This window comes from Solidesulfovibrio sp. DCME (assembly GCF_049995385.1).
Taxonomy (GTDB): Bacteria; Desulfobacterota; Desulfovibrionia; order Desulfovibrionales; family Desulfovibrionaceae; genus Solidesulfovibrio.
Window position 1 is genome coordinate 3,966,462 of sequence record NZ_CP188261.1, and the last position, 26,008, is coordinate 3,992,469.

A 26,008-nucleotide genomic window follows, 5' to 3' on the forward strand; every position below is an offset into this window, starting at 1 on the left:
GGGCTCTCCGCCCCTCCTGGGCCTCCCCGCAAGGGCATCGGGACGCGGGGGGAAGCGTGGGGCGCCGGCGTATTACCGGGCGATGCCGGTCAAGGAAAGCGCTTCGTAGCAGATGGCCGCCACCACGGCCGCGGCCGGGATGGTCATCACCCAGGCCACCACCAGCCGGCCGGCCACCCCCCAGCGCACGGCGGACAGCCGCTTGGAGGCGCCCACGCCGATGACCGTGGTGGAGATGGTGTGGGTGGTGGAAATGGGCGCGCCCAGGGCCGAGGCGCCGCAGATGACCGCCGCCGCCGCCGTTTCGGCGGCGAAGCCGTGGATGGGCTCGAGCTTGAAAATCTTGTGGCCCATGGTCTTGACGATCTTCCAGCCGCCGCAGGCCGTGCCCAGGCCCATGGACAGGGCGCAGGAAAGCTTGACCCAAAAGGGCACGGTCATTTCCGGAATCTCGCCGAAGATGACCAGGGCCAGGGTGATGATGCCCATGGTCTTCTGGGCGTCGTTTAAGCCATGGCTCGTGGCCATGAAGGCCGAAGACAGGATTTGCAGCTTTTTGAACAGGAAATTGACCCGCCTGGGCGTTGCCCGCCGCACCATCCACGACAGGATGACCATCAGGGCGTAGCCGGAAAAAAAACCGGCCAGCGGGGAAAGCACCAGGGGCAGCAGGACCTTGGCGGCGATGGAGCCGTAGCTTGGCGCGCCGAAGCCGCCGTAGGCGATGGCCGCGCCGATGAGCCCGCCGACCAGGGCGTGGGAGGACGACGAGGGCAGGCCCCAGTACCAGGTGAGCAGGTTCCAGAAGATGGCCCCCAACAGCGCGGCCAGGACCACGCCCTGGCTGCCGGCCACCACCTCGGGCCGCACGATGCCGCTGCCGATGGTGTGGGCCACGGCCGTGCCCAGAAAGGCGCCCAGGAGGTTGAGGGCACCGGCCATGCACACCGCCGCCAGGGGCGAGAGCACCTTGGTGGAGACGATGGTGGCGATGGCGTTGGCGCTGTCGTGGGCGCCGTTGGTGAAGTCGAAAACAAGGGCGATGCCCACCACCGCCACGAGCAAAAAGGGGATGTCAGGCATTTTTGAGCACCACGCCTTCCAGGACGTCGGAGAGGGCCTCGGTGCGCTCCACGGCCGCCTCGATGCGGTCGAAGAGGTGCTTCCATTTGACGATGTCGAGGATGGCGGCGTAGTCGCCGGTCTCCTCGCCGCCGTCGTAGAGCTCGCCGATGCCGACCATGAGCAGGGTCTCGCACTCGTGCTTGAGGGCTTCGATTTTCAGGAACTGTTCCTCGGCCTGCTTGTTTTGGCGCATGCGGCCAAGCACCGCCCCGACCTCCTCGATCATGGCCCGCAGGTTGGCGATGATGCGCCGGGCCGGGTAGCGGATGCGGCTGAAGCCGAAAAGCCCGACCCGCGAGGCGATGGCCTTGATCAGGTTGAGGATGTCTTCCTGGGTGAGGTTGATCTCGTGGATATCCTCACGGTCGATGGGCGTGATGAAGGTCAGGGACAATTCCTTGGCGATGCGCCGGCTGATGGCGTTGCCTTCGGATTCGATGATGGTGATGCGCTTGCAGCGCTCCTCCACGTCGTCGAAGGTGGCGAACAGCTCGTCGAGGATGATGGCCGCCTTGACGAGCTTGCGATGTTGTTCCGAAAAAAGGTCGTAGAATTTCACCGACCTGGGAAACAGGCTGAAGCCCATGGCGTCTCCGCTGCTCTGTGTTGACTGCTTGGTTGTTGTTTCACGCGGGCGCACGCAACCCTGGTGTCGCGCCCTCGAAATCCGCACATCCGGATTTCGAGAATAACACACTAAAATAGTTATCTTTTAGCGAACGCCACACTAGCCACCGGCCAGGGGCAGGCGAACAACCCTGGCCGCGCCGTCGAGAAAGGCCTCGCCACCGCTTTCGGCCAGCTCCTTGACCGGCAGCACGATGCCCAGGTTGGCCGGCCCCTCGAAACGCACTTCCACCTGCCCCGCTTCCACCCTGACGGTCACGGCCACGGACACGGCGTCCGGGGTCTGGGGCAGCAGCGCGCCAAAGGCCTTGACCAGGGCTTCGTGGCCGGCCTTGACCAGCACGGGGCCGGCCGGGGCGTCCACCAGGCGGGCCGTGACGTCCTTGGCCCGCAGCAGGGGCGCGCTGGCGGCCAGGGCCTGCTTGAGCGCCCCGATGACGTCGGAGCCGGCCCTGGCCGCGGCGAAACGCTCGCGGGCGGCGGCCAGCAGGCCGTCGATGATGCCCTTCATGTCGTCGGCGGCCCGGATGACCGCGCCGATGGCCCGGGCCGGGCTCGGGCCGCCGGATTCGCCGGGTTGGCCGGGTTGGCCGTGGCCGGCCGCCTGTTGCGAAGCGTCCGCCCCCGGCCCGGGCAGCATGTCCAGGGCGGTTTCGGCGAAGCCGCGCACTTTGGTGAGGGGCGTGCGCAGGTTGTGGGAGGCATCGATGACGAAATCGCGGAAAATGCGGTCCATAGTGGCCGCCTCGGTGACGTCGTGGACGGTGACGACCCGTTCGGCCCTGTCCTTTTCGCCGGCCAGCACGGCCACGGTCACTTCCACCACCCGGCTGTTGGGCAATTCGAAGCGGCCGATGCGCTGGGCCGGCCCGGCCTGGGGGTCGAAGGCGGCCAGGGCGCGCTCCACGCACAGGGGCATGCCGGCCTCGATGGGCGAGCGGCCCAGCCTGTCGCCAAGCAACGGAAACATCTCGCGCAACGCCCGGTTGCCGGCCACGATGCGCCCGGCCGCGTCCAGCATGGCCACGCCCTCGGCCATGCTTTCCAGGATGGCCTCCTGGCGCTGGCGGCGGTCCTCGATCTCCCGGACATGGTCGCCGATGCGCTCGGCCAGCCGGTTGACGGCCCCGGCCAGGGGCATGAAATCCTTGGCCGGCACGATATGGATGCGCCGGTCGTAGTGGCCCTGGCCCACGGCCGCCACCACGCCGGCGATGGCCTCGATGGAGCGGGACATGCCCCGGGCCAGAAAAAAGGCGGCCACGCCCCCGGCCACGAAGACCAGGGCCAAAACGGCCAGCAAGGCGTCGCGAAACCGGGCCAGCTCCCCGGAAAGGGCCGAAACCGGCAGGGCCAGGCGCAAAATGCCCGCCGGCACGCCCTGGCCCCCGGGGTAGGCCCGGGCCACGTAGAGCATGTCGCGGCCGAGGGTGTGGCTTTTGCGCACGTCCTGGCCGAAGCCGTCGCGCCAGGCCTGGCGCACCTCGGGCCGGTCGCCGTGGTTTTCCATCTCCCCCACGCCGGCGGCGTGCACGGCCGAATCGGCCACGACCTTTCCGTCCACGATGTAGGTCAGCCGGAAGCCCAGATGCGGCCCCAGGGCGTCGGCGAAGGCGGCCAGGCCCGTTTCCGTGCCCAGGCCCGGCTCCCGGGACAGCAGGAAGCCGACCAAGTCCAGGGAGGTCTTGGCCCGTTCCTCGGCCTCGGCCAGCACGGCCCGCTCGGCCCGGCCCGTGGCGAAAACGAAGGCGGCGCTTAGGACCAGCAGGAAAAAGCCCCAGGTCCAAAGCAGAAAATGCAGACGAATGGAACGGTTGCCCATGGCCTCTCCCCGTGTGACGAAACCGTTGCGAACGGATGGCGATTTCGTGACGCAGAGATATAGGCGGCAAGGGCTCCGGGGGCAAGGGGCAAGACGGCGGCCGGCGCCCGGGTCAGGTGCCGGGGGCGGCCGGCGCCCGGGTCAGGTGCCGGGGGCGGCCGCCGGGGCCTCCTTGAGGTGCAGCAGCAGGATGCGGCGCATCTCGCGGATGGCCAGGGGGTGTTCGTGGGCGCCGTGGCCGGAATGGACGATCAGCTCCGACCGGGCGCCGTCGAGGTGGGAGCTGGCGTAGGGCACGACGCCGTCGCCGCCGCCCGTGCGGCCGGCCACCTTTTCGTCGCCGATGATGGAATGGTAGGGCACGGCGAGGGGCGCCTCGGCCAGGCCGATCAGGACGGGGTTTTGGGGCGAGAGGCTGTCGATGCCCGTGGCACCGGCGGCGGACATGGTCGCTCCGGCCCCCGCCGGCCCCATGGCGTGCAACAACGCCGCACCCACGGTCGTCAGGGGCTTGAGCACCGTGGCCGGCAGGGTGATGAGCGCCCGGCCGATGCGGCCGATGGTCCCCAGGGCCAGGTCCGAGCCCCGGTGGGGCACGGCCACGAAAATGATCCGGGCGACGTACGGCCGCGGGGTGAAGTAGAAGGCCTGGCGAACGACCTCCTTGTCGTCGGGCGGAACGGCCAGGGAGTCCAGCGGCACCTTGGACACCCGGGCCCAGAGCGCATCGCCGCCCTCCTCGGCCAGGGTCTTGGACAGCAGCCCGCCCATGCTGTGGCCGATGACCACCATGCGGGAAAAATTGGGGTTGTCACCTTTGGGGTCCACGGTGCGGCGGACCTCGTCCAGGGCCCGGCGCAGGGACGCGGCGGAATAGAGTACCGGGTTGCCGGTGGGGTAGCGGAAAAACCAGAACTGGTAGCGCTGGCGCAGCTCGGGATCGCCCATGAGCCCGTTGAAGACATTGGCGAAGGTGGACGGGTTGGACATCAGCCCATGCACGAAGACCACGGGGATCTTGCCCGGGTCGTAGGGCTGGAGCATGTACAGGCCCGAGAGCTTTTCCCAGGCGGCCGGGTTGATCATGCCCTCCAGGCCGTTGGGCTCCGGGGACTGCTGCATCATCAGCGCCAGCGGCGTGGTCAGGTCGTATTCCATGGCCACGGTCCGGCCGGCCACTTCGAGGTTCGTGCCCTTCATGGGGTCGTGGAGTTCCAGGCTGGCGTCGTAGACCAGGGCGCCCGTGGATTTGCGGTCGGGCGCCGGGGCCAGGCGCAAAAAGAGCGTGGCGGCGTAGGTCTGGCGCACCTTGGGGGTGAAGCGGTCGGCGGCGTGGCGGGCATCGGGCGGCGGCGGCCGGCGGGTCACGGCCATGGGCACGCCCAGGCCCAGGCGCACCTGCTGGGGGGTCAGGCCCGTGACCGCGAATTCGTAGGCCAGGTGGTAGCTTTCCAGTTCCTCGGTGGAAAAGGCCAGCTCCGAGGCCCGGGCCGTCAGGCGCACCTTGCCGCGAAGCCAGGGCAGTTCCTTGCCCGGCACGGCGGCCAACCCCGTCTCCCGGGCGTAGAGGACATATTCGGCCAGGGAGCGGTTGTAGAACTCCATGGCCTGGCGGGAATAGGGATGGTAGATGTCCAGGCCGGGCAGCAAGGCGTCGTCGAAGAGGTAGGAGGTGGCGTAGACCGCGCTGGAAAGGTGGTAGGAGGCGGCCCGCTCCTTGTCCCTGCCCTGCCGGGAGGCTTCGTACCAGCACAGCTCGGAGAGGACGAAAAAGGCCTCGCGGTCGTTTTCCCGCCGGGCCTCCCGGTCCAGGGCCAGCAGCATGGATTCGGGGTCGGCCTTCCAGGCCGCCTCCAGGTCGCGCTGGCGCAGGAAGACCAGGGTCCGCTCCGAGGGGCTGCTGGAGGTCAGGGCCGTGCGGTCAAATTCCCGGGCACGGGTCTCCACGGGCACCGGGGAGACGCCTATGCGGGCGCAGCCGGCCAGGGTGGCAACAATCAGGCAGCACAGAAGAACAAGGGGCGCTCGGCGGGATTGCATCAGTCGGGTTCTCCGGGGCTTTGCGCCCAAGACCAAGCTCATACCCGAAATCGCGCCCGAAGGCAAAGCGTGCCGCCCGGAGCCGCTTTACAGTCGCGGGGAAAAGGAATAGTCGCTATCATAGAAAAATATCGTAACAGGAGTTCCAGCCATGCGCCGTCTGACCCTTTCGGTTTGCCTCGTCTGCCTGTCCCTGGCCCTTTTCTCCTGCAACGGCCTCAACGCCATCGGCCCCCAGAACACCACCGGCAAGCCGACCGTCTACGCCGTGGTCAACAAGGCCCCTGACTCCGCCTTGCTCGGCTGTTACATGCGCAGCCGGCCCAGCGAATTCAACCGGCCCAACAAATACGAGTTCTGCCTCGTCCAGGAAGGCGACAAGTACGCCATGTTCTACTACACGATGGACGGCAAGTCCCTGGCCACGTTCAAGGACTGGACCGGTGCCGTCATCAACGGCGACTCGGTCACGGCCAATTACGACGGCTCACGCTACTTCGTCAAAGACGGCCAAGTCTGGCAGATGACCACCTCGGGCGGACCGTTCCGCATGCTGCGCACGAACTAGTGTCGAGTCCCTTGAAGAATACGGCGTATTTTCAAGGGACACCATCATGCCGAGGTGTCATCTTCGAAACAATGCCCTTCCTTTCGGGGACGCGACACGCACTTCCGGCCGCTTCCGGGCGGTGACGACCGTGGGGGACTGGCATGGCGGGCATTCCCGGCGGCCCGCTGCCGTGCGCTCCCTGCGCCGGGATGAGGGGGAATGCCCATGACGGCGCGTGTATGGGTCCTGCTTGGCGCGGTGGGGATGTGCGTTCTCGCGGCGGCCGGCCTGGGCGGGCTTGTCGCCGACGCACCGGGCGTGGCCCTGCTTGGCGCCTGCCTGCCGGCCCTGGCCGGCGCGGCCGCCGTGCTGACCGAGGCCGGCCGGCGTCGCGACGAAATCGAGGCCGTGCGGCGCGTGGTTGCGGCCATGGCCGACGGCCGGGCCGAGGCCGTGCCCGGCATCCCGCCGGAACTGGACGCGGCCTTGCGCCAATGCGCCGAGGAAACCCGCACCCGGCGGGGATTCCTCACCGGCATCCTCGACGGGCTGCCCATCCCCTTCCTCCTGGTCGACCCGGCCGAACGCACCCTTTTCACCAACGAAGCGACCATGCGGATGCTCGAGATCGACGGGCCGCCGTCGTCCCAGCTCGGGCGCACCCTGGCCGAGGTCTTCTACAACGATTCCAAGCGGGAAACCGTGGTCGGCAAGGCCATGCGCCAGGACATGGTCTTCTCCAACAAGGAGGTGACCATCACCGGGCACAAGGGCGGGCGTTGCGACGTCTTCTACAACGTATTCCCTTTAAAGGACGCCTCGGGCGCCATCATCGGCGGCCTGTGCCTGTATCTCGACGTTACGGAACTGCGGGCCAAGGAAGCGGCCATCTGCCGCCAAAACGAGGAGACCGCCGACCGGGCGGCCAAGGCCGCGGCCATCGCCGGGGATCTGGCCGCCACGGCCAAGACCCTGTCGGACCGGGTCGGCCAGGCCAGCCGGGCGGCCCGGGAGCAGCGCCAACGCCTGGAACAGGTGGGCGACGCCGTGGAACGCCTGGGCCGCTCGGCCACGCATATCGCCGACCAGGCCCGGGAAACCGACACGGCCGCCAGCGGTGCCCGCCAGCAGGCCGACACCGCCACCAAGACCATGCAGCGCGTGCTTTCCGGCATGGACCAGTTGTCGCGCAAGGCCGCCGACCTCGGCAGCCACATGCAGACCCTCTCGGACCAGGCCCGGGAGGTGGGCGGCATCCTGGGCGTGATCTCCGACATCGCCGACCAGACGAACCTGCTGGCCTTAAACGCCGCCATCGAGGCGGCCCGGGCCGGCGAATCCGGGCGCGGCTTCGCCGTGGTGGCCGACGAGGTGAGAAAGCTGGCCGAAAAAACCATGGCCGCGACCAAGGAAGTGGAACAAAACGTCACGGCCATCCGCGACAGCGCCCAGACCAACAGCCAGGCCACGGCCGAGGCCGTGGGCCTGGTCGGCGAGACGGCCACGGTCACCCGCGAGGCCGGCCAGGCCCTGGCCGCCATCCAGGACCTGGCCCAGCGCACCTGCGTCCACATCCGGGCCATCGCCGAGGCGGCCACGGCCCAACGGGCCGCTGGCGACGAGGCCCGCCGGGCCGGTGGCGACGTGGCCGGCGCGGCCGCGGACACGAGCCAGGCCATGGAGGTGTCGGCGGCGGCCGTGGCCGAACTGGCCCGGGTGGCCGGCGACCTGGAAGCGCTTTTCACCGCCCCCGGCCGAGGCGGATGACAGCTGGCCCCTTTGCGGCTAGTATCCGACCATGTGGGAAACGATCCTCGTCATCGCCGGGGTGTTCGTGGCCTTGAGCGGCTGCCTGTGGTTTTTCATCGGCAAGACGGCACGCCGGCGCCATGACGCCATCGCACCGGGCAAATTCGATTTCGACGCGTTCAAATCCCGCGAAATCGCCCGTCGTGGCGTGCACGACACGACGCGCTACGGCAAGAAACGCTAGCGTGGCACGCTTAAAAACATGTTCCTCTTTTGTTGAAAAAAGTAATAACGGAAGCATGTTATCCTTGAAATCCACAGGCGCGGATTTCGAGGACGCGACGCGAGTGGTGCGCCCCTGACCGTCCCTGCGGCCCGCCACGGCGTCAGGCATGTTGTCCGCGAACTCGTCCGCACGGCTCGCCACGGCGCTTTGGGCGGCCGCCCGGACCGGGTCGGCAACCCCAAGCACGGCAGCCGGCGTGGCACAGCCCGGCCAGGAGTACCTATGCCCATTTTCCGTTTTTGTTGTTTCGCCCTTGCCCTGTGCCTGGCGGCCACATCGGCCCTGGCCGAGGTTCCGTCGAGCCTGGCCGGCGTTTCCCTTGGCGACGCGGCCGACCATTACAAAAATCGCCTGACACTGTCCAAGGCCAAACCCCTGGCCGACGCCCCCTGGCTGCGGCGCATCCCGGTGCGGGGGGACGCCCATTTCGCCGCGGGCTACGTGCTGGTGGGCACCTGTGCCGCGCCGGGGCGGGTGGCCCGCATCAAGATGCGCTACCGTGACGCCAGCCTGGATTTTTTCCGCAAGATCAGCGGGGAGATGCTCGCGCGCTACGGCGACCCCACCGAATACAAGGGCGAGATCGACGGCCGGGTCATGGGCAACAAATGGGGTTTTTCCGATCCCTGGCTGCGGCCCGTCAGCCTGATCCTCCAGCGCGTGGAAGGCGAGGACCCGGAAAGCGGCAGCGGCAACACGGTCAAATTGACAAATTGGGGATTACTCGAGGCCGAACGCACCTGCTGGCAGGAACGCCGCGCCCCGGCCTCGGCCCGCAAGGCCCCGGCCAAGCCCGGCACCGACAACGGCTACCTGCCCCGCTGACCCACGAGCTCGCCCATGGCCAACACACCGCAATTCGACGACAGCCTGCGCACGGGTTTTGACGACATCGACGAGCAGCACCGGTATTTCCTCGATATGCTTGGCGAACTCGCGCAACGTATCGAGGACGGCCAGCATCGCCAAGGCGTCCTCGATGCCTTGCAGGGCATGCGCGTCTATGCCGAAGGCCATTTCGCCGACGAGGAGGCGCTCATGGCTCGGCTCGGCTATCCGGCCCTCGACGCCCACCGGCGCCTGCACGGCACGTTCACGGACATGGTCCGCCAGCTCGAGGAGCGCAAGGGCGAGGGGCCAGGCCTTTTGTCCTTGGAAACACTGGAATTCCTCGGAGCATGGTTCATCGGGCACATCCGCAACGAAGACCAGCGCTTCGCCGCCCAGGCCGGCAAACGATAGGCGGCGGGGTCCCGCCAACCCGTCAAAATTTCAACGGCCCGAGAGAAACCGCTGTTCTCCCGGGCCGTTGATCTCGATTTGAATCGAAGAGGCTAGCCGAAGAAGTTGAAGGTGGTGCCGTCGGTACCGAACAGGGACGAGAAGTCCAGGGTGCCGCCGGTGGTGCCGAAGCTGGCGAACAGGTTGTTGGTCGTCCCACCGAACAGGCTGGTGAGGTCCAACGAGAAACCGCTGCCACCGAACAGGCTCGTCAGGTCCAGGCCGAAGCCGGTCCCGCCAAGGCCGCCCGTCAGATCGAAACCTGTGGTGAACCCGAAGAGTCCGCCACCAAGGTTTTGGAAAAGCGACGTGAAATCAAAGAGTCCGCCGCTGCCGGATAATGTCGCCATGTTGCCCTCCCGTTAAATATTCAGGAAAATAGGCATATTGCCACTTCCCCCTAGACTTGCCGCATACAGAGGACCAAGGTCTTGGCCCCTCATTCACCGCAAGCCCCTCAAGGTTAAGTTTGAATACCGGTCCCACCTGCGGATGTCAATCCATCCGTTCCTGTCGCTCACGAAAAAATGATTGTCGCCCGGAAATGCCCGCCATGTATTCCCCATGGCTACGTCAAAAAGAACATGATACCGACTTGCGTCAAGGCTACGGCACCCCAATGCCAACCATTTGTGAACCGGGATCATCCCAATCGATTCCACCAGGTGCGGCCAATCGGACATTACGATTCCCACAGTAACGGAAACTCGTTCTCAACAGACCGCCTCAATATGCCCACTGCGCTTTGGAAGGCAAAATAACGCGCCAGCATGTCCGGTGCCCCAACTACTGAAGCAGTACTGCATGTTGTAGTGAAAATTCTTTGGCTCGTCAGCCCAAGAAGGCGGACGGCCCAAACAAGACCGTCCCGGGTCGCGGCCCAAAAGGGCAAAACTACCTGCGCGGTGCATCCCGCCGGCTCCCCCAGCTACCGGTGCGGACACGGGCGCTACAGCCGGGCACCAAAATGCGACATAATTGTCACCATGCCGCCAGGGCTACCCGAAGACCTTGATATCCGCGCCCAGCACCCCGGCGATGCGGTCGCCGGAAAAAATCGGGGCCGAGATGGTCAGGCAGTATTCGCCCGAGGCTTCGGACAAGTAGATGGGCGAAATGGAGGTGTCCTGGCGCTCCATGACCGAGGTGAACCAGGGGCGGGCCGACCAGTTCTTTCCGCGCACCGAGGCCGCCCCCTTGGCCCGGAACCCCTGCGGCGCGATGTTCTCGGTCACCTGGACCCCGGCGGCGTCCGTGGCGTAGAGCAGCTCCAGGAAGGCGTTTTCCGCCAGAGCCCGGCGCATCAGCGCCTCCATCCGGGCCGCGTCCAGGCCCGTCATCTCCGGTGCCTGGGCCATGGTTTCCACCACGTCCTGGGCCGTGCCCTGGCCGATGAGCTTGAAGACGCCGTTGAGCTTGATGAGCTCCTCGATTTCGCCGCCGAGGTTTTCGATGGTCTCGGCGGACCGGACCATGCCTTCGGTGGTGCGGGCCGAAAGGTCGTGCACCCGGCCGATGGCCGCCTGGATGCGCTCGCTGGCCGCCACCTGCTCGTCGGAGGCGGCGGCGATGGAACCGACCTGGGCGGCCGCGTCGCCGGAAAGGCGCACGATGCGGCTCAGGGCGTCCCGGGACTGGCCGGCCAGGTCCGTGGCGCTGGCCACGGCCGCGGCCGCCTGGTCCATGTGGCGGACGTTGTCGAAGGTGCCCTTCTGGATGGCCTCGATGACCCGGGCCACCTCGGACGTGGCGGCCATGGTCTTTTCGGCCAGCTTGCGGACCTCGTCGGCCACGACGGCGAAGCCGCGCCCGGCCTCGCCGGCCCGGGCCGCCTCGATGGCCGCGTTCAGGGCCAGCAGGTTCGTCTGGTCGGCGATGTCGGAAATGACAGTCATGACCTGGCCGATGGACTGGGCCTTCTGGCCGAGCTCGGCCATGTTGGCCTTGAGCTCCCCGGCCAGGGCGCTCACCCGGCCGATGGCGGCCACGGAGGCGTCCACCACCCCGGCCCCGTCGTCGGCCCGCTTGCGCGCTTCCTCGGCGGCGGCCGCCGCCATTTCGGCGCTTTTGGCCACGGCCACCGTGGACTGGACCATCACCGCCACCGACGCGGCCGTGTCGTCGATGCAGGCCTTTTGCTCCTCGGCCCCGAGGCTGACCTCCCGGGCCTCGCCGCGCAGGTCGGCCGTGGCCTTCTTGATGGAATCGGCCACGCCTTCCAAGGTTTCGCCGGCGGCCAGCATGCCGATGCGCCGGGCTTCGTCCTTTTTGCCGGCCCGCCTGGCCTCGCGGCCGGCCTCCTCGGCGGCGGCGGCGTGGGCCTCCACGGCCTGGGCCCGCTCCTTGGCCAGGGCGAGCTGGTTTTCGAGGACCAGCACCATGGCTTCGAGGCTTTCCTTGAACAGGCCCAGGCGGCCGTGGAAGCGGCTGTCCAGCGGCAATTGGCCCGTATCGCCCTGCCCCACCCGGTTGGCGTAGCCGGCAAGCATTTCCAGCGGGCGCATCAGGTAGCGGTTGAGGATGGCCAGAAAGATCCCGGCCAGCACCACGGCGGCCGCGACCCCGGCCAGGAGCGAGGCCGTGGCGGCCTGCCCGGGCAGGGCCGCGACGAGGGCCGTGAGGCGCGTCACATCGGCCTTGGCCCGGCTGGTGTCGGCCGTGCCCAGGTCCCGCTCCACCCGGGCCAGGGCGTCCCGGGCCGTCTCCACCAGCGGCACCAGCCGCCAGGTGGCCACGCCGTTGGCAACCAGCACCACCAGGAAAAAACCGACGATGGTCGTGAGCGTCAGACGCAGCTGCAGGGACATGCGCATACTTTCCCCCCGGACACCGTCGCGCGGCGAAAAACAGACCCGCCACCGGATTATCGGTCGACGTCGCACAAGCGGCACAACAGTTCCACGTGCACGTAGCACAAGAAGGGGGCAAGTCAACCCCCCAGAATGAAAACCTTATTTGGGTAAGGGCGTGACTGGCGTCAGGAGACCCTGTCCCCCGGGGCAACCGTGGCCGAAGGCCCGAGCAGGGCCATGCCGCCGGCATGGCGCACGGCCAGGATCATGCCGTGGGAGACCGCGCCCCGCAGCGTGCGGGGCTGGAGGTTGGCCAGCAGCACCACCTGGCGGCCGACGAGCTCCTCGGGCTTGAAGTATTCGGCCAGCCCCGCCACCACCGGCCGGGGCGCTTCCTCGCCGATGTCCACGGTCACGGCATAGAGCCGGTCGGCCCCGGGCACGGGCGCGGCCGCGCGCACCACGCCCACGCGCAAATCGAGCTTGGCGAAATCCGTAAATTCCACTTCGGCGGCCGGGCCGGGCTTGGCCGGGGCGTCCTTTTTCGCCTTGGCCTTGGCCGGTTTTTCCGGCTTGGCCGGGGCGGCCTCCTTGGCCGGGGGCTCCAGTCGCGGGAAGAGGTTGGAGGTGGCGGCCACGGCCGTGCCGGCGGGAAGGGGGGCAAACGCCTTGTCCGGCCCGGCCAGGCGCACCGCCTCGGGGTCGGCGCCCAACTGGCCAAGCAGCGTGGCGGCCGCCTCGGGCACCACCGGCAGCAGGCACACGGCCGCAAGGCGCAGGCCGCCCAGGACGTTGGCCATGACCGCGCCGAGGCGTGCCGTGCGCCCTTCCTTGGCCAGGGTCCAGGGGGCCTGGGCGTCGATGTACTTGTTGCAGCCGCGCACGAGCTCCCACAGGGCTTCCAGGGCCCGGGAGAACTGGGCCGCGCCGAAGAGCTGGACAAAATTGTCCACGGCCTCGGCGGCCAGGCCGGCCAGGGCGTCGTCGGCCGGGTCCGCCTCCCGGTCCCCGGGCACCACGCTGCCGAAATACTTGGCCGTCATGGCCAGGCTGCGGTTGGCTAGGTTGCCCAGGTCGTTGGCCAGGTCGGCGTTGAAGCGGCCGGCAAAGGCCTCCTCGGAAAAGCTGGCATCCGAACCGAAGACCATCTCGCGCAAAAGGAAATAGCGCATGCCCGAAAGCCCGGCCCGGGCCGCCATGTCCAGGGGCTCGACCACGTTGCCGAGGGATTTCGACATCTTGGTGTCGCGCACCAGCCAATAGCCGTGGACGTTCAAGCGCTTGTACAGCGGCAGGCCCATGGCCATGAGCATGGTCGGCCAGAAGATGGCGTGGGGCTTCAAGATGTCCTTGGCCACCAGGTGCTCGGCCGCCTCCCACCAGGCGGCGTAGCCGGGGTCGTCGGGCCAACCGATGGCCGTGAGGTAGTTTATGAGCGCGTCGAACCAGACATAGGTGACGAAGTTGGCGTCAAAGGGCAGCTCGATGCCCCAGGTCAGGCGCGACTTGGGCCGCGAGATGCACAGGTCCTCCAGGGCGCCGGATTCGAGCAGGCTGACCACCTCGTTTCGGTACTGCCGGGGCCGGATGAAGTCCGGGTTGGCCTTGATGTGGTCCAGGAGCGCGCCCTGGTATTTGGACATGCGGAAGAAATAGTTTTGCTCGGCGATGTATTCCGGCTTGACCTTGTGGTCCGGGCACAGGCCGTCCACGAGCTCCTTTTCCGTCAGGAAGCGCTCGCAGCCCTTGCAGTAATGGCCGCCGTACTCGCCGAAATAGATGTCGCCCTTGTCGTAGACGACCTGCAGGGCGTGCTGCACGGCCCGGCGATGGTCGGCGTCGGTGGTGCGGATGAAGCGGTCGGGCGTGATGCCAAGCTTGGGCCACAGGGAGCGGAACAGGCCGCTGATGGCATCGGCGTATTCCTTCGGCGTCTGTCCGGCGGCCTTGGCCGCCTCGGCGATCTTGTCGCCGTGTTCGTCGGTGCCGGTCAGGAAATAGGCCTGTTCGCCGAGGAGCGCATGGAACCGGGCCAGGGCATCGGCCACGATGGTGGTATAGGCATGGCCCAGGTGGGGCTTGGCGTTGACGTAATAGATGGGCGTGGTGATGAAAAAGCGCTTCACGATCCGGTCTCCGGGTCACGGGAAGAGGGTTTGCCGCCGCCGGGGCGGTTCTCGGGGCGGTGGGGGGGCCTTGGGCCGGGCTGTTTGGGCGCCCGTTCCCCGGCCGGCTCGCGGGGGGGGCGGGAAGGTTTGCGGCCGGGCCGGCGGGACCGCCGGGAGGAACGGCCGCCGCCTTCCCGGTCGTCCGCGGGCGGGCCTTGGCTTTCGGCCGCACCGGGTGCGGGCGGCTCGGCCGTGGCCCGGCCGGCCGACTGGGACGGGTGGCGGGGCCGCTCCCGGCCGCCCGGCCGCGACGGCGGCCGCGGGGCGGGTCCGGCTCGCCCGGGTTCGGCGCGGGGGGCCTCGGCGCGCGGGCGCTCCTCGGGCTTGGCCGCGGCGGCGGCATCGGCCTGGGGCGGCCTGGCCTCGAGCACGGCGCTCCATTCGTCCACGGTCAGCTCGCGTTCCTCGCCGAGTTCGTCGAGAACGGTGACCGTTTCCCGGAACAGGTTGGTGCGCAGGACCTTGACCAACCCCAGGGAGGTGGAAAACTTCTTGCCGACCCGGGGGCATTTCTTCTGGAACTGCTCGTAGTTTTCCTGCTCGAAGGACAGGCAGCACAGCAGCCGGCCGCAGATGCCGGAAATCTTGGTGGGGTTGAGGAACAGGTTCTGTTCCTTGGCCATCTTGATGGTCACCGGGGCGAACTTGCGCATGAAGCGGCGGCAGCAGCACATCTGGCCGCAGTTACCGATGGCGCCGAGCATTTGCGTCTCGTGGCGCACGCCGATCTGGCGCAGTTCGATGCGGGTGTGGTAGGCCTTGACCAGGTCCTTGACCAGTTCGCGGAAATCGATGCGCCCCGGGGCGGTGAAGTAGAAGACGATCTTGCCCCGGTCGTGGAGGACTTCGACGTCGACGAGCTTCATTTCCAAGGCCCTGGCTTCGATGCACTTGCGGCAATAGGCGTGGGCTTCGCGGGCCAGGGTGTCGTTTTCGCGCTTGATGTCCAGGTCTTCGGGGGTAGGCAGGCGAAAGATGGGCTTGATTTCCTGGCCTTCGTTGTCTTCGGGCGGGGTGTCGCGCACGATGGCCACCTTGCCCAGGCCCAGGCCCTGTTCGGTCTGGACGAGGACGTCGTCGCCCACGGCCACCACGAAGGGGCCGGAATCAAAGTAATACAGCTGTCCGTGGTCACGGAACTTGATACCGAGGATATGGCTCATGGGCGCCCTATGGATACGCCGCGCGCGGCGGCGGTAATGATCGACAAGGGCAAGGACATATGCCATTTGGCCTTGGACGGCAAATGGCGCGATGGGGCTGGCAAAAAATTTTCGCCAAATCGAGTTGACAAGCCCGGGCCATCCGCGTAGACCGCTTCTTCGCCGCGCATGAGTGCTGCACGCAAGCGCCGCGCGGGCCATTAGCTCAATTGGTAGAGCAGCGGACTCTTAATCCGTTGGTTCAAGGTTCGAGTCCTTGATGGCCCACCAGTAAAAATTACAAAGGGTTACATGCCGGAAGCACCCGGGCCATGTGACCCTTTGTTTTTGCCCAAAGGCACTTCTAATCCCGGAATAGTCCCGGACACAAAATATCCCTCGGAACACGCCTAGGGGGCGACATTGTCAGGAGGCAATGTTGCTCCCCACTCCACTCTTTCCGTGGCAGTCCACGAGAGGAGCGGCAACCGGTGCGGACACGACCCTAAGCGGCCGAAACTGACGCCGTCTGCCGTCTTGTGGTGCATCGAGCACATCAGCGATGAACTCGCCGGCAATGCGCGACTCTTCCTCTCCGAAGCCGCGTGTTGTCATGGCCGGTGTTCCAAGACGGATGCCGGAGGTGACGAAGGGTTTTTCGGGGTCGTTGGGGATGGCGTTCTTGTTCACGGTGATACGGGCCAAACCCAGCACGCGCTCGGCTTCCTTGCCTGTGATCCGCTTGCCGCGCAGGCCCACCAGCATCAGATGGCTCTCCGTGCGCCCGGAAACGATACGCAGGCCGCGACTGCCCAGGGTTGCAGCCAATTCGGCTGCATTCTTCAACTCCTGCTGCTGATATATTTTGAATTCCGGGGCCATCGCCTCCTTGAAGGCAACGGCTTTGGCGGCAATGACATGCATGAGTGGCCCACCCTGAATGCCAGGGAATATCGCCGAATTGACAACCTTCTCATGCTCGGCGCGCATGAGAATCACCCCACCGCGCGGACCACGCAAGCTCTTGTGCGTTGTGGTGGTCACGAAGTCGGCATGCGCAACGGGATTAGGGTAGACGCCTGCAGCGATGAGGCCGGCGTAATGTGCCATGTCCACCATGAAAAATGCCCCGGCCTCCTTGGCCACATGGGCAATGCGTTCGAAATCGATGCGCAACGCGAAGGCCGATGCACCGGCGATGATGAGCTTGGGCCTGCTTTCACGGGCTCGCTGCTCCAGCGCGGCGTAATCGATATCCTCTTGGTCGTCCAGACCATAACTGACCACATTGAACCATTTTCCGCTCATGTTCAGCGCCATGCCGTGGGTAAGATGGCCGCCCTCGGCAAGGTTCATGCCCATGATTGTATCGCCCGGCTTGAGCACGGCGAAAAACACACCCTGGTTCGCCTGTGAACCGGAATTGGGCTGCACGTTGGCGGCTTCGGCCCCGAAGAGTTGTTTCACGCGGTCGATGGCCAACTGCTCGACGACATCGACAGTGTTCACATCCACCATAGTAGCGCTTGCCGGGATAGCCTTCGGCGTACTTGTTCGTGAGTTGCGATCCCTGGGCGGCCAGCACGGCTGGCGAGGCGTAGTTCTCGGAAGCGATAAGCTCAATGTGATCTTCCTGTCGCCGATTTTCCTGTTGGATGGCGGCGAACACCTCGGGATCGATCTGGTCGAGAGTATGGCGGATCCGTTCAAACATGTGGGCACCTCAAAATTCGCAGCCCGACACGGAGCCGGGCTGGTGGGATGGAGTGTATCGGGGCCACGCGGCGTTCAATGTCGCGCGGCTCATTCCAGATTGCATCAAGCAAACGTGGCGCGCAGCGCCTTCGCTGCGGTGACCATGTTGGTCAATGCCGGGATCACCTCGTTCCACTGGCGGGTTTTCAAGCCGCAATCGGGGTTGACCCAAAGGCGTTCCGCAGGGATGCGCTCGGCGGCTTTCTGCATAAGGTCGACGATGTGCTGCTGGCTTGGGATATTGGGCGAGTGGATGTCATACACGCCTGGTCCGATTTCATTGGGGTAGTTGAAGTCGTCAAAGGCGTCGAGCAACTCCATGTCGGAACGCGAGGTTTCGATGGTGATGACATCGGCGTCCATGTCGGCGATGGACGCGATGATGTCGTTGAACTCCGAGTAGCACATGTGGGTATGGATCTGCGTTTCGTCGGCCACGCCGTTGGCGGTGATGCGGAAGGACTCCACAGCCCAATCCAGATACTCCTTCCATTGCGATTTGCGCAGCGGCAGGCCTTCGCGCAACGCGGCCTCGTCGATCTGGATCACGCGCACCCCGGCCTTTTCCAGGTCCAATACTTCCTTGCGAATGGCCAGGGCGAGCTGCTTGCAGGATACCGAGCGCGGCTGGTCGTCACGCACGAAAGACCAGTTCAGGATGGTCACCGGCCCGGTCAGCATGCCTTTCATGGGTTTGTTGGTCAGGGACTGGGCGTAGGTGATCCACGCCACGGTCATGGCTTTCGGGCGATCGATGTCGCCAAAAAGAATGGGCGGTTTCACACAGCGCGAGCCGTAGGACTGCACCCACCCGAATTGGCTGAAGGCGTAGCCGTCGAGTTGTTCGCCGAAGTATTCGACCATGTCGTTGCGTTCCGCCTCGCCATGCACGAAGACATCCAGGCCGAGTGCTTCCTGCTCGCGCACGCACCGGGCGATTTCCCCGTGCATGGCTTCCCGGTACGTGGCCTCGTTGACCTTGCCGGCCTTGAACTGGCTGCGCACCTGGCGGATTTCCGCCGTTTGCGGAAAGGAGCCAATGGTGGTGGTGGGAAACTTCGGCAGATTGAGTAGCGGGGCCTGGCTGGCTGCGCGCTGCGCATAGGGACTCTTGCGCTGTCCCAGTTCCGGCCTGATTTCCGCAAGGGCGGACTTGACACCCGGGTTGTTCACGCGCGGCGAACTGCGTCGGGCCTCAATGGCGGTGCGATTGGCATCCAGTTCGGCCCGGACCGCGTCGCGCCCCTGGTTCAGGGCGACGGCCAACACCCGCAACTCGCCAAGCTTCTGCTTGGCGAAAGCCAGCCAGGATGCAACCTCGGCGTCAAGTTTCTGTTCGCTCTCCAGATCTACGGGAACGTGTAGCAAAGAGCAGGAAGGGGCGATCCACAGACGCTCGCCCAGTTTTCCAGCCAGAGGCTCCAACCAGTCGAGCACGGCGTTCAGGTCGGCCTTCCAGATGTTGCGGCCGTTGATGACCCCCAGGGACAACACGCGATCAGCCGGCAATCGGGCAAGAAGATCATCGACTTCGTGGCGCGCGTTGACGGCGTCGAGGTGGACGCCCTGGATCGGCAAGCCGGCGACCAGCGGCAGGTTCTCTTGCAGGGAGCCGAAGTAGGTAGCCAGCAGGAGCTTCGGGGCGTTGCGCCTGAGGGCCTCATAGGCCGTGACCATTGCCTGCTTCCACTCGTTGTCGAGTTCGGTGACAAGAAGCGGCTCGTCGACCTGTACCCATTTCACGCCCTGCGCGGCCAGCATGTCCAGCAATGCGGCATAAACAGGGAGCAACCGAGGCAGCAGCGCGAGCTTGTCGGAGCCGTCCTTGGCCTTGCCAAGCGCCAAGTAAGTGACAGGCCCGATGATCACCGGCTTGGCGTTGACGCCCAGGGCCTTCGCCTCGGCCAATTGCTCTAGCAAGCGCGAGGCATCAAGCTTGAACGCGGTGTCGGCGCTGAACTCGGGGACTATATAGTGGTAGTTGGTGTCAAACCATTTGGTCATTTCTCCGGCAGCGACACCGTCGCGGCATTGTGCCTGAATGTCCGCCGCCTGGGCCGAGCGACCGCGGGCGAGGCGAAAGGAATTGTCCAGCGCATCGCCGTGGAAGGCGCGCACGCGATGGGGCAGATTGCCCAAGGTGAAACTCATGTCCAACACGTGATCATAAAAGGCGAAGTCGCCGACGGGCACGAGATCAAGGCCCAATTGTTCCTGCCAGTGGCGCTGGCGGAGGGTGCCCCCCAACGATTTGAGGGCATCGAGGGAAGACGTGCCTTTCCAATAGGATTCGAGGCCGAATTTGAGCTCGCGTGCGGCCCCGATGCGCGGGAAGCCAAGATTGTGCGTGTATGCCATACCCCTCTCTCCGGTTGATTTTATTGCGATGCCAGGATGGCCAAATAGCGCTTTGAAACCATGAACAAAAATGGTATTTTCTCACATTCTCATGACGTCTGCTCATAGATGAGGAAGCCGGCCATGTTAGAGCGCATCCACCTGGAGACCCTCCGCGCCGTCTCGCAGCACGGTTCGCTGACTGCCGCCGCAGCGCATTTACACCTCACGCAATCCGCGCTGAGTCACAGCATTCGCAAGCTGGAAGACACGCTCGGCGTAGCAATATGGCGTCGCGAAGGTCGCTGCCTGCGTCCAACACAGGCAGGAACCTATTTATTAGCGGTAGCGAATCGTTTGGTGCCGCAGTTCGCTCACATTGAAGAGCGGCTCCATCAGTTCGCACAGGGTGAGCGCGGCACGTTGCGCGTTGGCATGGAATGTCACCCATGTTACCAGTGGTTGCTGAAGATTGCAGCTTCGTACTTGGATGCCTGGCCGGCTGTGGATATGGACGTGAAGCAGAAATTCCAGTTTGGCGGAATTGGGGCCTTGGTCGGCTATGAAATCGATTTGCTCGTGACTCCCGATCCATTATACAAGACAGGCTTATATTTCGAGCCGGTGTTCGACTATGAGCAGGTGCTGGTCGTCGGGCCGAACCACCCCTTGCGCGCAGCGAGCCATATTGAGCCGGAACAGCTTGCAGCGGAAATCCTGATCACCTACCCGGTCCACATTGATCGGCTCGATATTTATTCCCGATTCCTCACGCCTGCCGGCATCATCCCCAAACAGCACAAGCGGATTGAAACCACCGAGATCATGCTTCAAATGGTGGCCAGCGGCCGGGGCGTGGCCGCCTTGCCGCGTTGGCTGGTCGAAGAGAACGCCGGCAAATTCGCCGTGTTCCCGGTGCGCTTGGGAGCGCAAGGCATAGACAAGAAAATATTTCTCGGTATCCGCGAGGCAGACGCCGACATCGATTACCTGAGGGCCTTTGTGGAGTTGGCGCGTGCGTATCGTGATCGATAGCCCCTCGGTAGTGTGTCCCTGATTGGCTGCGAAGGTTACACGCTCCTATACTCTTGGCAGCGCTGGTGCCCGCCCCCTCGGGAGAGGGCGCAAGAGGGAATCCGGCTTGACAATATCTGTATGAGCCGGGCAACTACTCTGCATTATTGAACTCGCAGGTCCGCATCCGCGATGCGGCTAAGTGGGAAGTCCGGTGCGAAACCGGCGCTGGCCCGCAACCGTGAAAGGGGACGAAAACCGCACACAGCCACTGTCCGCGCAAAGGCGCGGATGGGAAGGCGCGGCAAGTAGGACGATCCTTGAGCCGGGAGACCAGCCTGCGAGAAGTCATGGCGGGCTTCGAGGCAGAGCCGACCCATGGACAACACCCCGTCTGATTGGTGGGGTGTCGTGTCTGTGTTTCCTCGGGCCCTCCTCTTCTTCAACGAAGCAGGAGGTCTTTTTATGCGTTGCGTGCTGGCTGCGCTGGCTGTCGTCATGGTCTTGCCCTGTCTGGGCCTGGCGGCCGAGGACCGGGAAGACACGTTCAACCTTCCTGAAATGCTCGTCACGGCCACGGCCACCCCGGCTCCGGCCAGCGAGGTTCCCGTCCATGTCGAGGTCCTCGGCCGGGAGACAATCAACCAACTGGGCGTGGACACCTTGGGCGAACTGATCGCCCGGAAATCGCCGGGCACGACCATTCAGTACCCAGGCGCTTACACGAGTTTTCGCCTGCGAGGGTTCGACACTTATGTCTCGCCAGGGGCGAACATGGATGCCAAGACCCTGGTGCTGGTGGACGGCAACCCCTCCGGCTCGGGCAATCTTGCGCTGATTCCCCTGGACAACGTGGAACGCGTGGAGATCATGCGCGGTCCCGGATCGGTCCTGTATGGGGCCTCGGCCAACCGCCCGCGCCTGCGGCCGGGAAACAGCCGTGAAATATGCCGACGCCGGCTTGTCCGTCCGGCTGACCCTGGTCTGCCTGCCCCTTGCCGGGCTGCTCGCGGCGGCCCTGATCACCGGCCTTGTCGTTGGATCGAGTTCCCTTCCCCTGCACGATGTGCTGCGGGCGCTTGCCCAAAGCGACGCCTGCGACCCGACCGTCCTGGCCATCGTCTGGAAGTTGCGGCTGCCCCGGAGCTTGCTGGCGGCCTTGGCCGGCGGCGCGCTGTCTCTTAGTGGCTTGGTCTTCCAAACGCTGGTGCGCAATCCACTGGCCGATCCCTATATCCTCGGCGTGTCCGGTGGAGCGGCCCTCGGCGTGGTGGGCGGCATGTTGCTCGGTTTGCCCACGTTCCTGGGAGCCGGACCGCTCGCCTTTTTCGGGGCAATGGCAGCCTTTGGCGTGGCCGTGACCCTGTCGCTACGGGATGGGCACGTGGCAACGCCCTCCCTTGTCCTGTCCGGCGTCATGGTCAATGCCTTCTGTTCGGCCGCCATCATGTTTTTCCTCTCCATGACCAGGGATCATACCTTGCACGCCACACTGGTCTGGCTCATGGGCGACACGTCTTCGGCCACGTTGGGTTCTTTGCCGATCCCCGCCCTGTGCGTCGTCGCCGGGGCCATGTTGGTCTTCGCCTTGTCTCAGACGATGAACCTGCTCCTTCTCGGCGACGAGGCGGCCGCAAACCTCGGGGTGCGGGTGCGTCTTGTGCAGGGCGTGCTCGTCACCACCACCGCGACCATGACTGGAATCTAGCCGTAGACTGCAATCCGTTCACGGATACGCCTCGCATCACGGCTCTGCCGGGAAGTCGTCCCATTCACCGGGATCACGAGTGATTATCCCGGTGAACGGCTGCGATGGGCTTTTCATAGCAGTCTGTTACAAGCCATGGCGGAATCATCAGGTCACAACCTCGTGTGAGGGGCTAGATATTTTCTTTTGAGTATCGAAATAGTCAACACCAGACAATATATCGATACAAGCATCCGCATTATTCAGTGTATAAAGATGTATTCCTGACGCTCCCTGTTCAATAAGGTCACGAATTTGGCGTTGTGCGATTTCTATGCCTTTGCGCCGTACGGCTTCATTTCCGCCATCTTTGTCCGCCTGCACCAACTCAAGGTACAGTTTTACCGGAATACTCGCGCCGCAAAGTGAGAGAATCCTGTGCAGGGATTGCATGCTGAGAAGCGGGAGCACGCCGGGAATGATAGGCTTGACGACACCCCTGCGGCGTAATCGGGCGACGAAATCATTATAGCAGCGGACGTCGAAAAATAGCTGGGTGATGGCGAAATCCGCGCCGACATCCAGTTTGTGCTTGGTCCATTCAAGGTCGTCGGCGATGCTGGCGGCTTCCGGATGCGCTTCAGGGTAGCAGGCTACGGCGATCCCCGTTTCCGGATACCGCAACCTGATGAAGGCAACGAGATCGGAAGCATGAGAGAAGCCGGAATTCGCCGTCGGAAGGACGCCCGGCGGCAAGTCGCCCCGCAATGCGAGGATGTTGGTTATTCCAATGTCCTGAAGTTCTTCCATGAAACTCACGATGGACTCGTGGGTCGCCCCAGCACAGGTCAGATGGACCATGGGGAATAATCCAAACCGTTCCTGCAGGCATGAGGCCGTCGCAAGGGTGGTGGCCCGCGTGCCGCCGCCGGCTCCGTACGTCACAGAAACGAACAGAGGGGCAAGCTCAGCCATCCGTTCTATCTGTGACTCGAATCCTTGCCAGGCGTTGTGCTCCTTTGGGGGAAAAAATTCTAAAGAGACAAACCGACTTCTTGAGGGCATCAAATCAGCTATTTTCATGTTTCACCATCATCAAGACGATAGCGCCGTTGGGCGCGGTTGTTGTCGCAGCGGAGGCTGCGCGCAGGTTGGCGGCCAGAGTTTCCTCCGGCCATATTTCTCCGAGGCAACTGAGCGGGCAATATGAGTCGGCCTTCTGTGCGGAAAAGGGAGCGTCCGGAGGGGAGCAGGATGCGGTCGGTATTTTCATTCCCGCAGCGATTGCCTGGCAAAAAAGCCCGGCATACTTGCGCCGATCCCCTTCGCCCATGTCCCTTAAGGCCGCAAGCAAGCCTGCTGCGCCCGCTGGCAAGGGAATGGCGAACATCTCGGCTTGGTCCTTTTTGTGTTCGCGTTTCATTGCGACCTGGCCCCGGCCGGATATTGGCGCACGACAGCCGCTGCTTTGACTGAGTTTCTCAAAGCAGCCATGATGTCGCTTTCCGCTTCATATTGGTCGAACTTTGAGAGGCGGGGTCGCAACGTATCGGCAGCGTGGATCAGACCTGTCGAGTTCTTTTTCCCGCACCAATCCTCAAGGAAGGTCTTTGGCTCACGCTTGATGTCGCTATGAGGAAAGTTAGATGAACACGTCACCATGCCACATGCCTCCTTGCCGTGCCCAAAGGGATTCAGAAGAAGGTCGGCATGGCCGGCGACGCGAGCGAAACGCAAAAAGCCCGTTCCCTCGGAGGAGAACGGGCCAAGAATGAACGGGGCAGGCTAGACGCATCCTGTCCTGGTCACCCCGGCCCATGTCGCGAGGCCTGGATTGCCGACCACTTCGAGGCGTCTTCTGGCTTACGGGGGCTGGTCCTTTCGACCAGGAAAACTTGGCGGCATCCTTCCCGAGCAGGGCTCAGTGGCCCGCCGCCGGCAAACCCCGATTACAGCAGCGCGTCTGCGACGGATTTACACCGTCTTCCGTTTCCCGAATGGTCTGTCTCTGCACACAAAACCTTATTTTCCATAGCTTCGGCTCGGATTGACGTCAAGTACGCACCAAGCCCTGGCCAGCTCGGCCGAGAAATAATCGAATGTCACTTCGTCGGCGAAACTAACTCTCCGGAAATTCAATACCCCTTGCGCCACGTGTGGCAATATTATATCATACTACATGAGTATATTTATCCTACCGGTATTACTAAATAAAAATTCGTAACACCCGACATCCAAAAGGAGGCGTGCCACCCCCCCCAAAAAAATGCGCCGTTGGCTTCGGTGTGATTCGCGAGTCTTTTTAGGGCGGTATTCACTAAATTGCAATGTAACTATTTAAGGTAGCGGAGGTTATTTATGAGTCGGATAGAAATGGAAAAGATCTTCTATGAAATGCAGTCTCCTGATCCGAAAGCGGACCCAGACAAGCTGTATTTTATCAAGATCGATGAAAGCAAATGCATTGGATGTGACACCTGCATGAACTATTGTCCAACGGGTGCTGTGGTTGGCGAGACAGGCGAGCCCCACAAAATTCCTCATAATGAAGCATGTATCAACTGTGGCCAATGCCTGACGCATTGCCCTGTGTCGGCTATCTACGAAGAGCAGTCTTGGGTCCCCGTTATTGAGGAAAAACTCAAGGATAAAAACGTGAAAGTCATCGCCATGCCCGCTCCAGCCGTGCGCTACGGCCTGGGTGACTGCTTCGGCATGCCGGTGGGGACCGTGACTACGGACAAGATGCTTGGCGGGTTGCAAAAACTTGGTTTCAACCATGTCTGGGATAATGAATGGACCGCCGACGTCACCATCTGGGAAGAGGGCACGGAGTTCGTCAAGCGGCTTACAAAAAAGATTGACAAGCCGTTGCCGCAATTCACTTCTTGCTGCCCAGGCTGGCACAAATACGTGGAAACGTTCTATCCTGAGTTGTTCCCCCACATGTCCTCGTGCAAATCGCCTATCGGCATGCTGGGGTCCCTGGCCAAGACCTACGGCGCGGACACCATGAAATACCCCCGGGCCGACGTCTATACCGTTTCCATCATGCCGTGCACGGCCAAGAAGTACGAAGGCATGCGGCCGGTCAACTGGTCCAGCGGCTACCAGGACATCGATGCCACGATTGATACCCGCGAATTAGCCTATATGCTGAAGAAAGCCGGCATCGACCTGAAAACCGTTCCTGATGGCAAGCGCGATCCCCTCATGGGCGAATCCACCGGCGGCGGCACCATCTTTGGCGTCACTGGCGGTGTCATGGAAGCGGCCTTACGGTTCGCCTATCAGGCCGTTACGGGCAAGGCTCCGCAAAGCTGGGATTTCAAGGCGGTACGCGGACTCAAGGGTCTCAAGGAAGCCACCGTCGATGTCGGAGGCACCCCGGTCAAAGTTGCCGTGGTTCATGGCGCAAAACGCTTTGCCGAGGTTTGTGAAGTGGTCAAGTCCGGCAAATCGCCGTGGCAGTTCATCGAATTCATGGCCTGCCCGGGTGGCTGTGTCATGGGTGGCGGGCAACCTATTATGCCTACGGTACTGCAGTCCATGGACCAGCGCGTGACGAAATTCTATGCGTCCATGAAAAAGCGCCTGGACCTTTACAACGAACAGAAAGCCTAAGGAGCGCGC

At 64.1% G+C, this 26,008-nt stretch carries 20 protein-coding genes, 1 tRNA gene, 2 pseudogenes and 2 riboswitches; of the genes and pseudogenes, 10 read left to right on the plus strand and 13 right to left on the minus strand.

Annotation, left to right across the window (positions count from 1 at the left end):
- Nucleotides 1–72 precede the first annotated feature (72 nt).
- The 4 genes from ACP59X_RS17545 to ACP59X_RS17560 all read right to left on the minus strand — a co-directional run bounded on the left by ACP59X_RS17545 (nt 73) and on the right by ACP59X_RS17560 (nt 5,614).
- Complete coding sequence (locus ACP59X_RS17545; protein ID WP_428560851.1) at nt 73–1,083, minus strand: inorganic phosphate transporter; 1,011 nt, start codon at nt 1,081–1,083, stop codon at nt 73–75.
- Nucleotides 1,076–1,711, minus strand: coding sequence for a DUF47 domain-containing protein (locus ACP59X_RS17550; protein ID WP_428560853.1), 636 nt, complete (start codon nt 1,709–1,711; stop codon nt 1,076–1,078). Before ACP59X_RS17550 ends, ACP59X_RS17545 begins: the two co-directional genes overlap by 8 nt.
- A 141-nt stretch (nt 1,712–1,852) precedes the next feature.
- A complete protein-coding gene (locus ACP59X_RS17555; protein WP_428560856.1) occupies nt 1,853–3,574 on the minus strand; it encodes a PAS domain-containing protein in 1,722 nt (573 codons plus the stop codon).
- A 141-nt stretch (nt 3,575–3,715) separates the two neighbouring features.
- On the minus strand, nt 3,716–5,614 hold the full coding sequence (locus ACP59X_RS17560) for an esterase/lipase family protein (protein ID WP_428560858.1): 1,899 nt from the start codon (nt 5,612–5,614) through the stop codon (nt 3,716–3,718).
- 151 nt (nt 5,615–5,765) lie between these two features.
- On the opposite strand from ACP59X_RS17560, the gene ACP59X_RS17565 reads away from it, so the two are divergent.
- From ACP59X_RS17565 to ACP59X_RS17585, 5 genes are all read left to right on the plus strand, one after another.
- Nucleotides 5,766–6,182: a hypothetical protein gene (locus ACP59X_RS17565; RefSeq protein WP_428560861.1), complete on the plus strand. Its 417-nt coding sequence runs from the start codon at nt 5,766–5,768 to the stop codon at nt 6,180–6,182.
- Between the two features lie 207 nt (nt 6,183–6,389).
- Nucleotides 6,390–7,931, plus strand: coding sequence for a methyl-accepting chemotaxis protein (locus tag ACP59X_RS17570; protein WP_428560863.1), 1,542 nt, complete (start codon nt 6,390–6,392; stop codon nt 7,929–7,931).
- Between the two features lie 31 nt (nt 7,932–7,962).
- Complete coding sequence (locus ACP59X_RS17575) at nt 7,963–8,157, plus strand: hypothetical protein (protein ID WP_428560865.1); 195 nt, start codon at nt 7,963–7,965, stop codon at nt 8,155–8,157.
- Between the two features lie 264 nt (nt 8,158–8,421).
- A complete protein-coding gene (locus ACP59X_RS17580) occupies nt 8,422–9,024 on the plus strand; it encodes a hypothetical protein (protein WP_428560867.1) in 603 nt (200 codons plus the stop codon).
- A 15-nt stretch (nt 9,025–9,039) separates the two neighbouring features.
- Nucleotides 9,040–9,441 carry a bacteriohemerythrin gene (locus ACP59X_RS17585; protein ID WP_428560869.1) on the plus strand — a complete coding sequence of 134 codons (402 nt, stop codon included), beginning with the start codon at nt 9,040–9,042 and terminating at the stop codon, nt 9,439–9,441.
- A 92-nt stretch (nt 9,442–9,533) separates the two neighbouring features.
- On the opposite strand, the gene ACP59X_RS17590 is transcribed toward ACP59X_RS17585, so the two are convergent.
- The 4 genes from ACP59X_RS17590 to ACP59X_RS17605 form a co-directional block, all read right to left on the minus strand.
- Nucleotides 9,534–9,830: a hypothetical protein gene (locus ACP59X_RS17590; RefSeq protein WP_428560871.1), complete on the minus strand. Its 297-nt coding sequence runs from the start codon at nt 9,828–9,830 to the stop codon at nt 9,534–9,536.
- Between the two features lie 648 nt (nt 9,831–10,478).
- On the minus strand, nt 10,479–12,287 hold the full coding sequence (locus ACP59X_RS17595; RefSeq protein WP_428560874.1) for a methyl-accepting chemotaxis protein: 1,809 nt from the start codon (nt 12,285–12,287) through the stop codon (nt 10,479–10,481).
- A gap of 170 nt (nt 12,288–12,457) precedes the next feature.
- Nucleotides 12,458–14,398 (minus strand): methionine--tRNA ligase, encoded by a 1,941-nt coding sequence (gene metG / locus ACP59X_RS17600; protein WP_428560876.1) that lies wholly within the window; start codon nt 14,396–14,398, stop codon nt 12,458–12,460.
- A complete protein-coding gene (locus tag ACP59X_RS17605; RefSeq protein WP_428560879.1) occupies nt 14,395–15,603 on the minus strand; it encodes a PSP1 domain-containing protein in 1,209 nt (402 codons plus the stop codon). Before ACP59X_RS17605 ends, metG begins: the two co-directional genes overlap by 4 nt.
- A 194-nt stretch (nt 15,604–15,797) precedes the next feature.
- Between ACP59X_RS17605 and ACP59X_RS17610 the strand changes: the two genes are divergently transcribed.
- A tRNA-Lys gene (locus tag ACP59X_RS17610) sits at nt 15,798–15,873 on the plus strand.
- A 135-nt stretch (nt 15,874–16,008) separates the two neighbouring features.
- Here the strand turns inward: ACP59X_RS17610 and glyA are convergent.
- Both glyA and metE read right to left on the minus strand, forming a co-directional pair.
- Nucleotides 16,009–17,296, minus strand: a pseudogene (glyA, locus tag ACP59X_RS17615) (serine hydroxymethyltransferase).
- A gap of 104 nt (nt 17,297–17,400) precedes the next feature.
- Nucleotides 17,401–19,695 (minus strand): 5-methyltetrahydropteroyltriglutamate--homocysteine S-methyltransferase, encoded by a 2,295-nt coding sequence (gene metE, locus ACP59X_RS17620; protein ID WP_428560881.1) that lies wholly within the window; start codon nt 19,693–19,695, stop codon nt 17,401–17,403.
- Nucleotides 19,696–19,818: 123 nt separating this feature from the next.
- Between metE and ACP59X_RS17625 the strand changes: the two genes are divergently transcribed.
- From ACP59X_RS17625 to ACP59X_RS17635, 3 genes and pseudogenes are all read left to right on the plus strand, one after another.
- On the plus strand, nt 19,819–20,709 hold the full coding sequence (locus ACP59X_RS17625; RefSeq protein WP_428560883.1) for a LysR family transcriptional regulator: 891 nt from the start codon (nt 19,819–19,821) through the stop codon (nt 20,707–20,709).
- 139 nt (nt 20,710–20,848) lie between these two features.
- Nucleotides 20,849–21,044: riboswitch (cobalamin riboswitch) on the plus strand.
- Nucleotides 21,045–21,249: 205 nt separating this feature from the next.
- Nucleotides 21,250–21,585: pseudogene (locus ACP59X_RS17630) on the plus strand (TonB-dependent receptor plug domain-containing protein); the annotation flags it as partial.
- Nucleotides 21,586–21,628: 43 nt separating this feature from the next.
- A complete protein-coding gene (locus tag ACP59X_RS17635; protein ID WP_428560885.1) occupies nt 21,629–22,396 on the plus strand; it encodes a FecCD family ABC transporter permease in 768 nt (255 codons plus the stop codon).
- Between the two features lie 147 nt (nt 22,397–22,543).
- Here the strand turns inward: ACP59X_RS17635 and ACP59X_RS17640 are convergent, their stop codons facing one another.
- Genes ACP59X_RS17640 through ACP59X_RS17650 form a run of 3 tightly spaced genes read right to left on the minus strand, consistent with a single transcriptional unit; the run spans nt 22,544 to nt 24,112 of the window.
- Complete coding sequence (locus tag ACP59X_RS17640) at nt 22,544–23,458, minus strand: methylenetetrahydrofolate reductase (RefSeq protein WP_428560887.1); 915 nt, start codon at nt 23,456–23,458, stop codon at nt 22,544–22,546.
- Nucleotides 23,445–23,798 carry a hypothetical protein gene (locus ACP59X_RS17645; RefSeq protein WP_428560889.1) on the minus strand — a complete coding sequence of 118 codons (354 nt, stop codon included), beginning with the start codon at nt 23,796–23,798 and terminating at the stop codon, nt 23,445–23,447. The genes ACP59X_RS17640 and ACP59X_RS17645 overlap by 14 nt, the downstream gene beginning before the upstream one ends.
- Nucleotides 23,795–24,112 carry a hypothetical protein gene (locus ACP59X_RS17650; RefSeq protein WP_428560892.1) on the minus strand — a complete coding sequence of 106 codons (318 nt, stop codon included), beginning with the start codon at nt 24,110–24,112 and terminating at the stop codon, nt 23,795–23,797. Before ACP59X_RS17650 ends, ACP59X_RS17645 begins: the two co-directional genes overlap by 4 nt.
- 96 nt (nt 24,113–24,208) lie before the next feature.
- A riboswitch (cobalamin riboswitch) is annotated at nt 24,209–24,415 on the minus strand.
- A gap of 318 nt (nt 24,416–24,733) precedes the next feature.
- On the opposite strand from ACP59X_RS17650, the gene ACP59X_RS17655 reads away from it, so the two are divergent.
- Nucleotides 24,734–25,999 (plus strand): [FeFe] hydrogenase, group A, encoded by a 1,266-nt coding sequence (locus ACP59X_RS17655; protein ID WP_428560894.1) that lies wholly within the window; start codon nt 24,734–24,736, stop codon nt 25,997–25,999.
- The last annotated feature ends 9 nt before the right edge of the window (nt 26,000–26,008 follow it).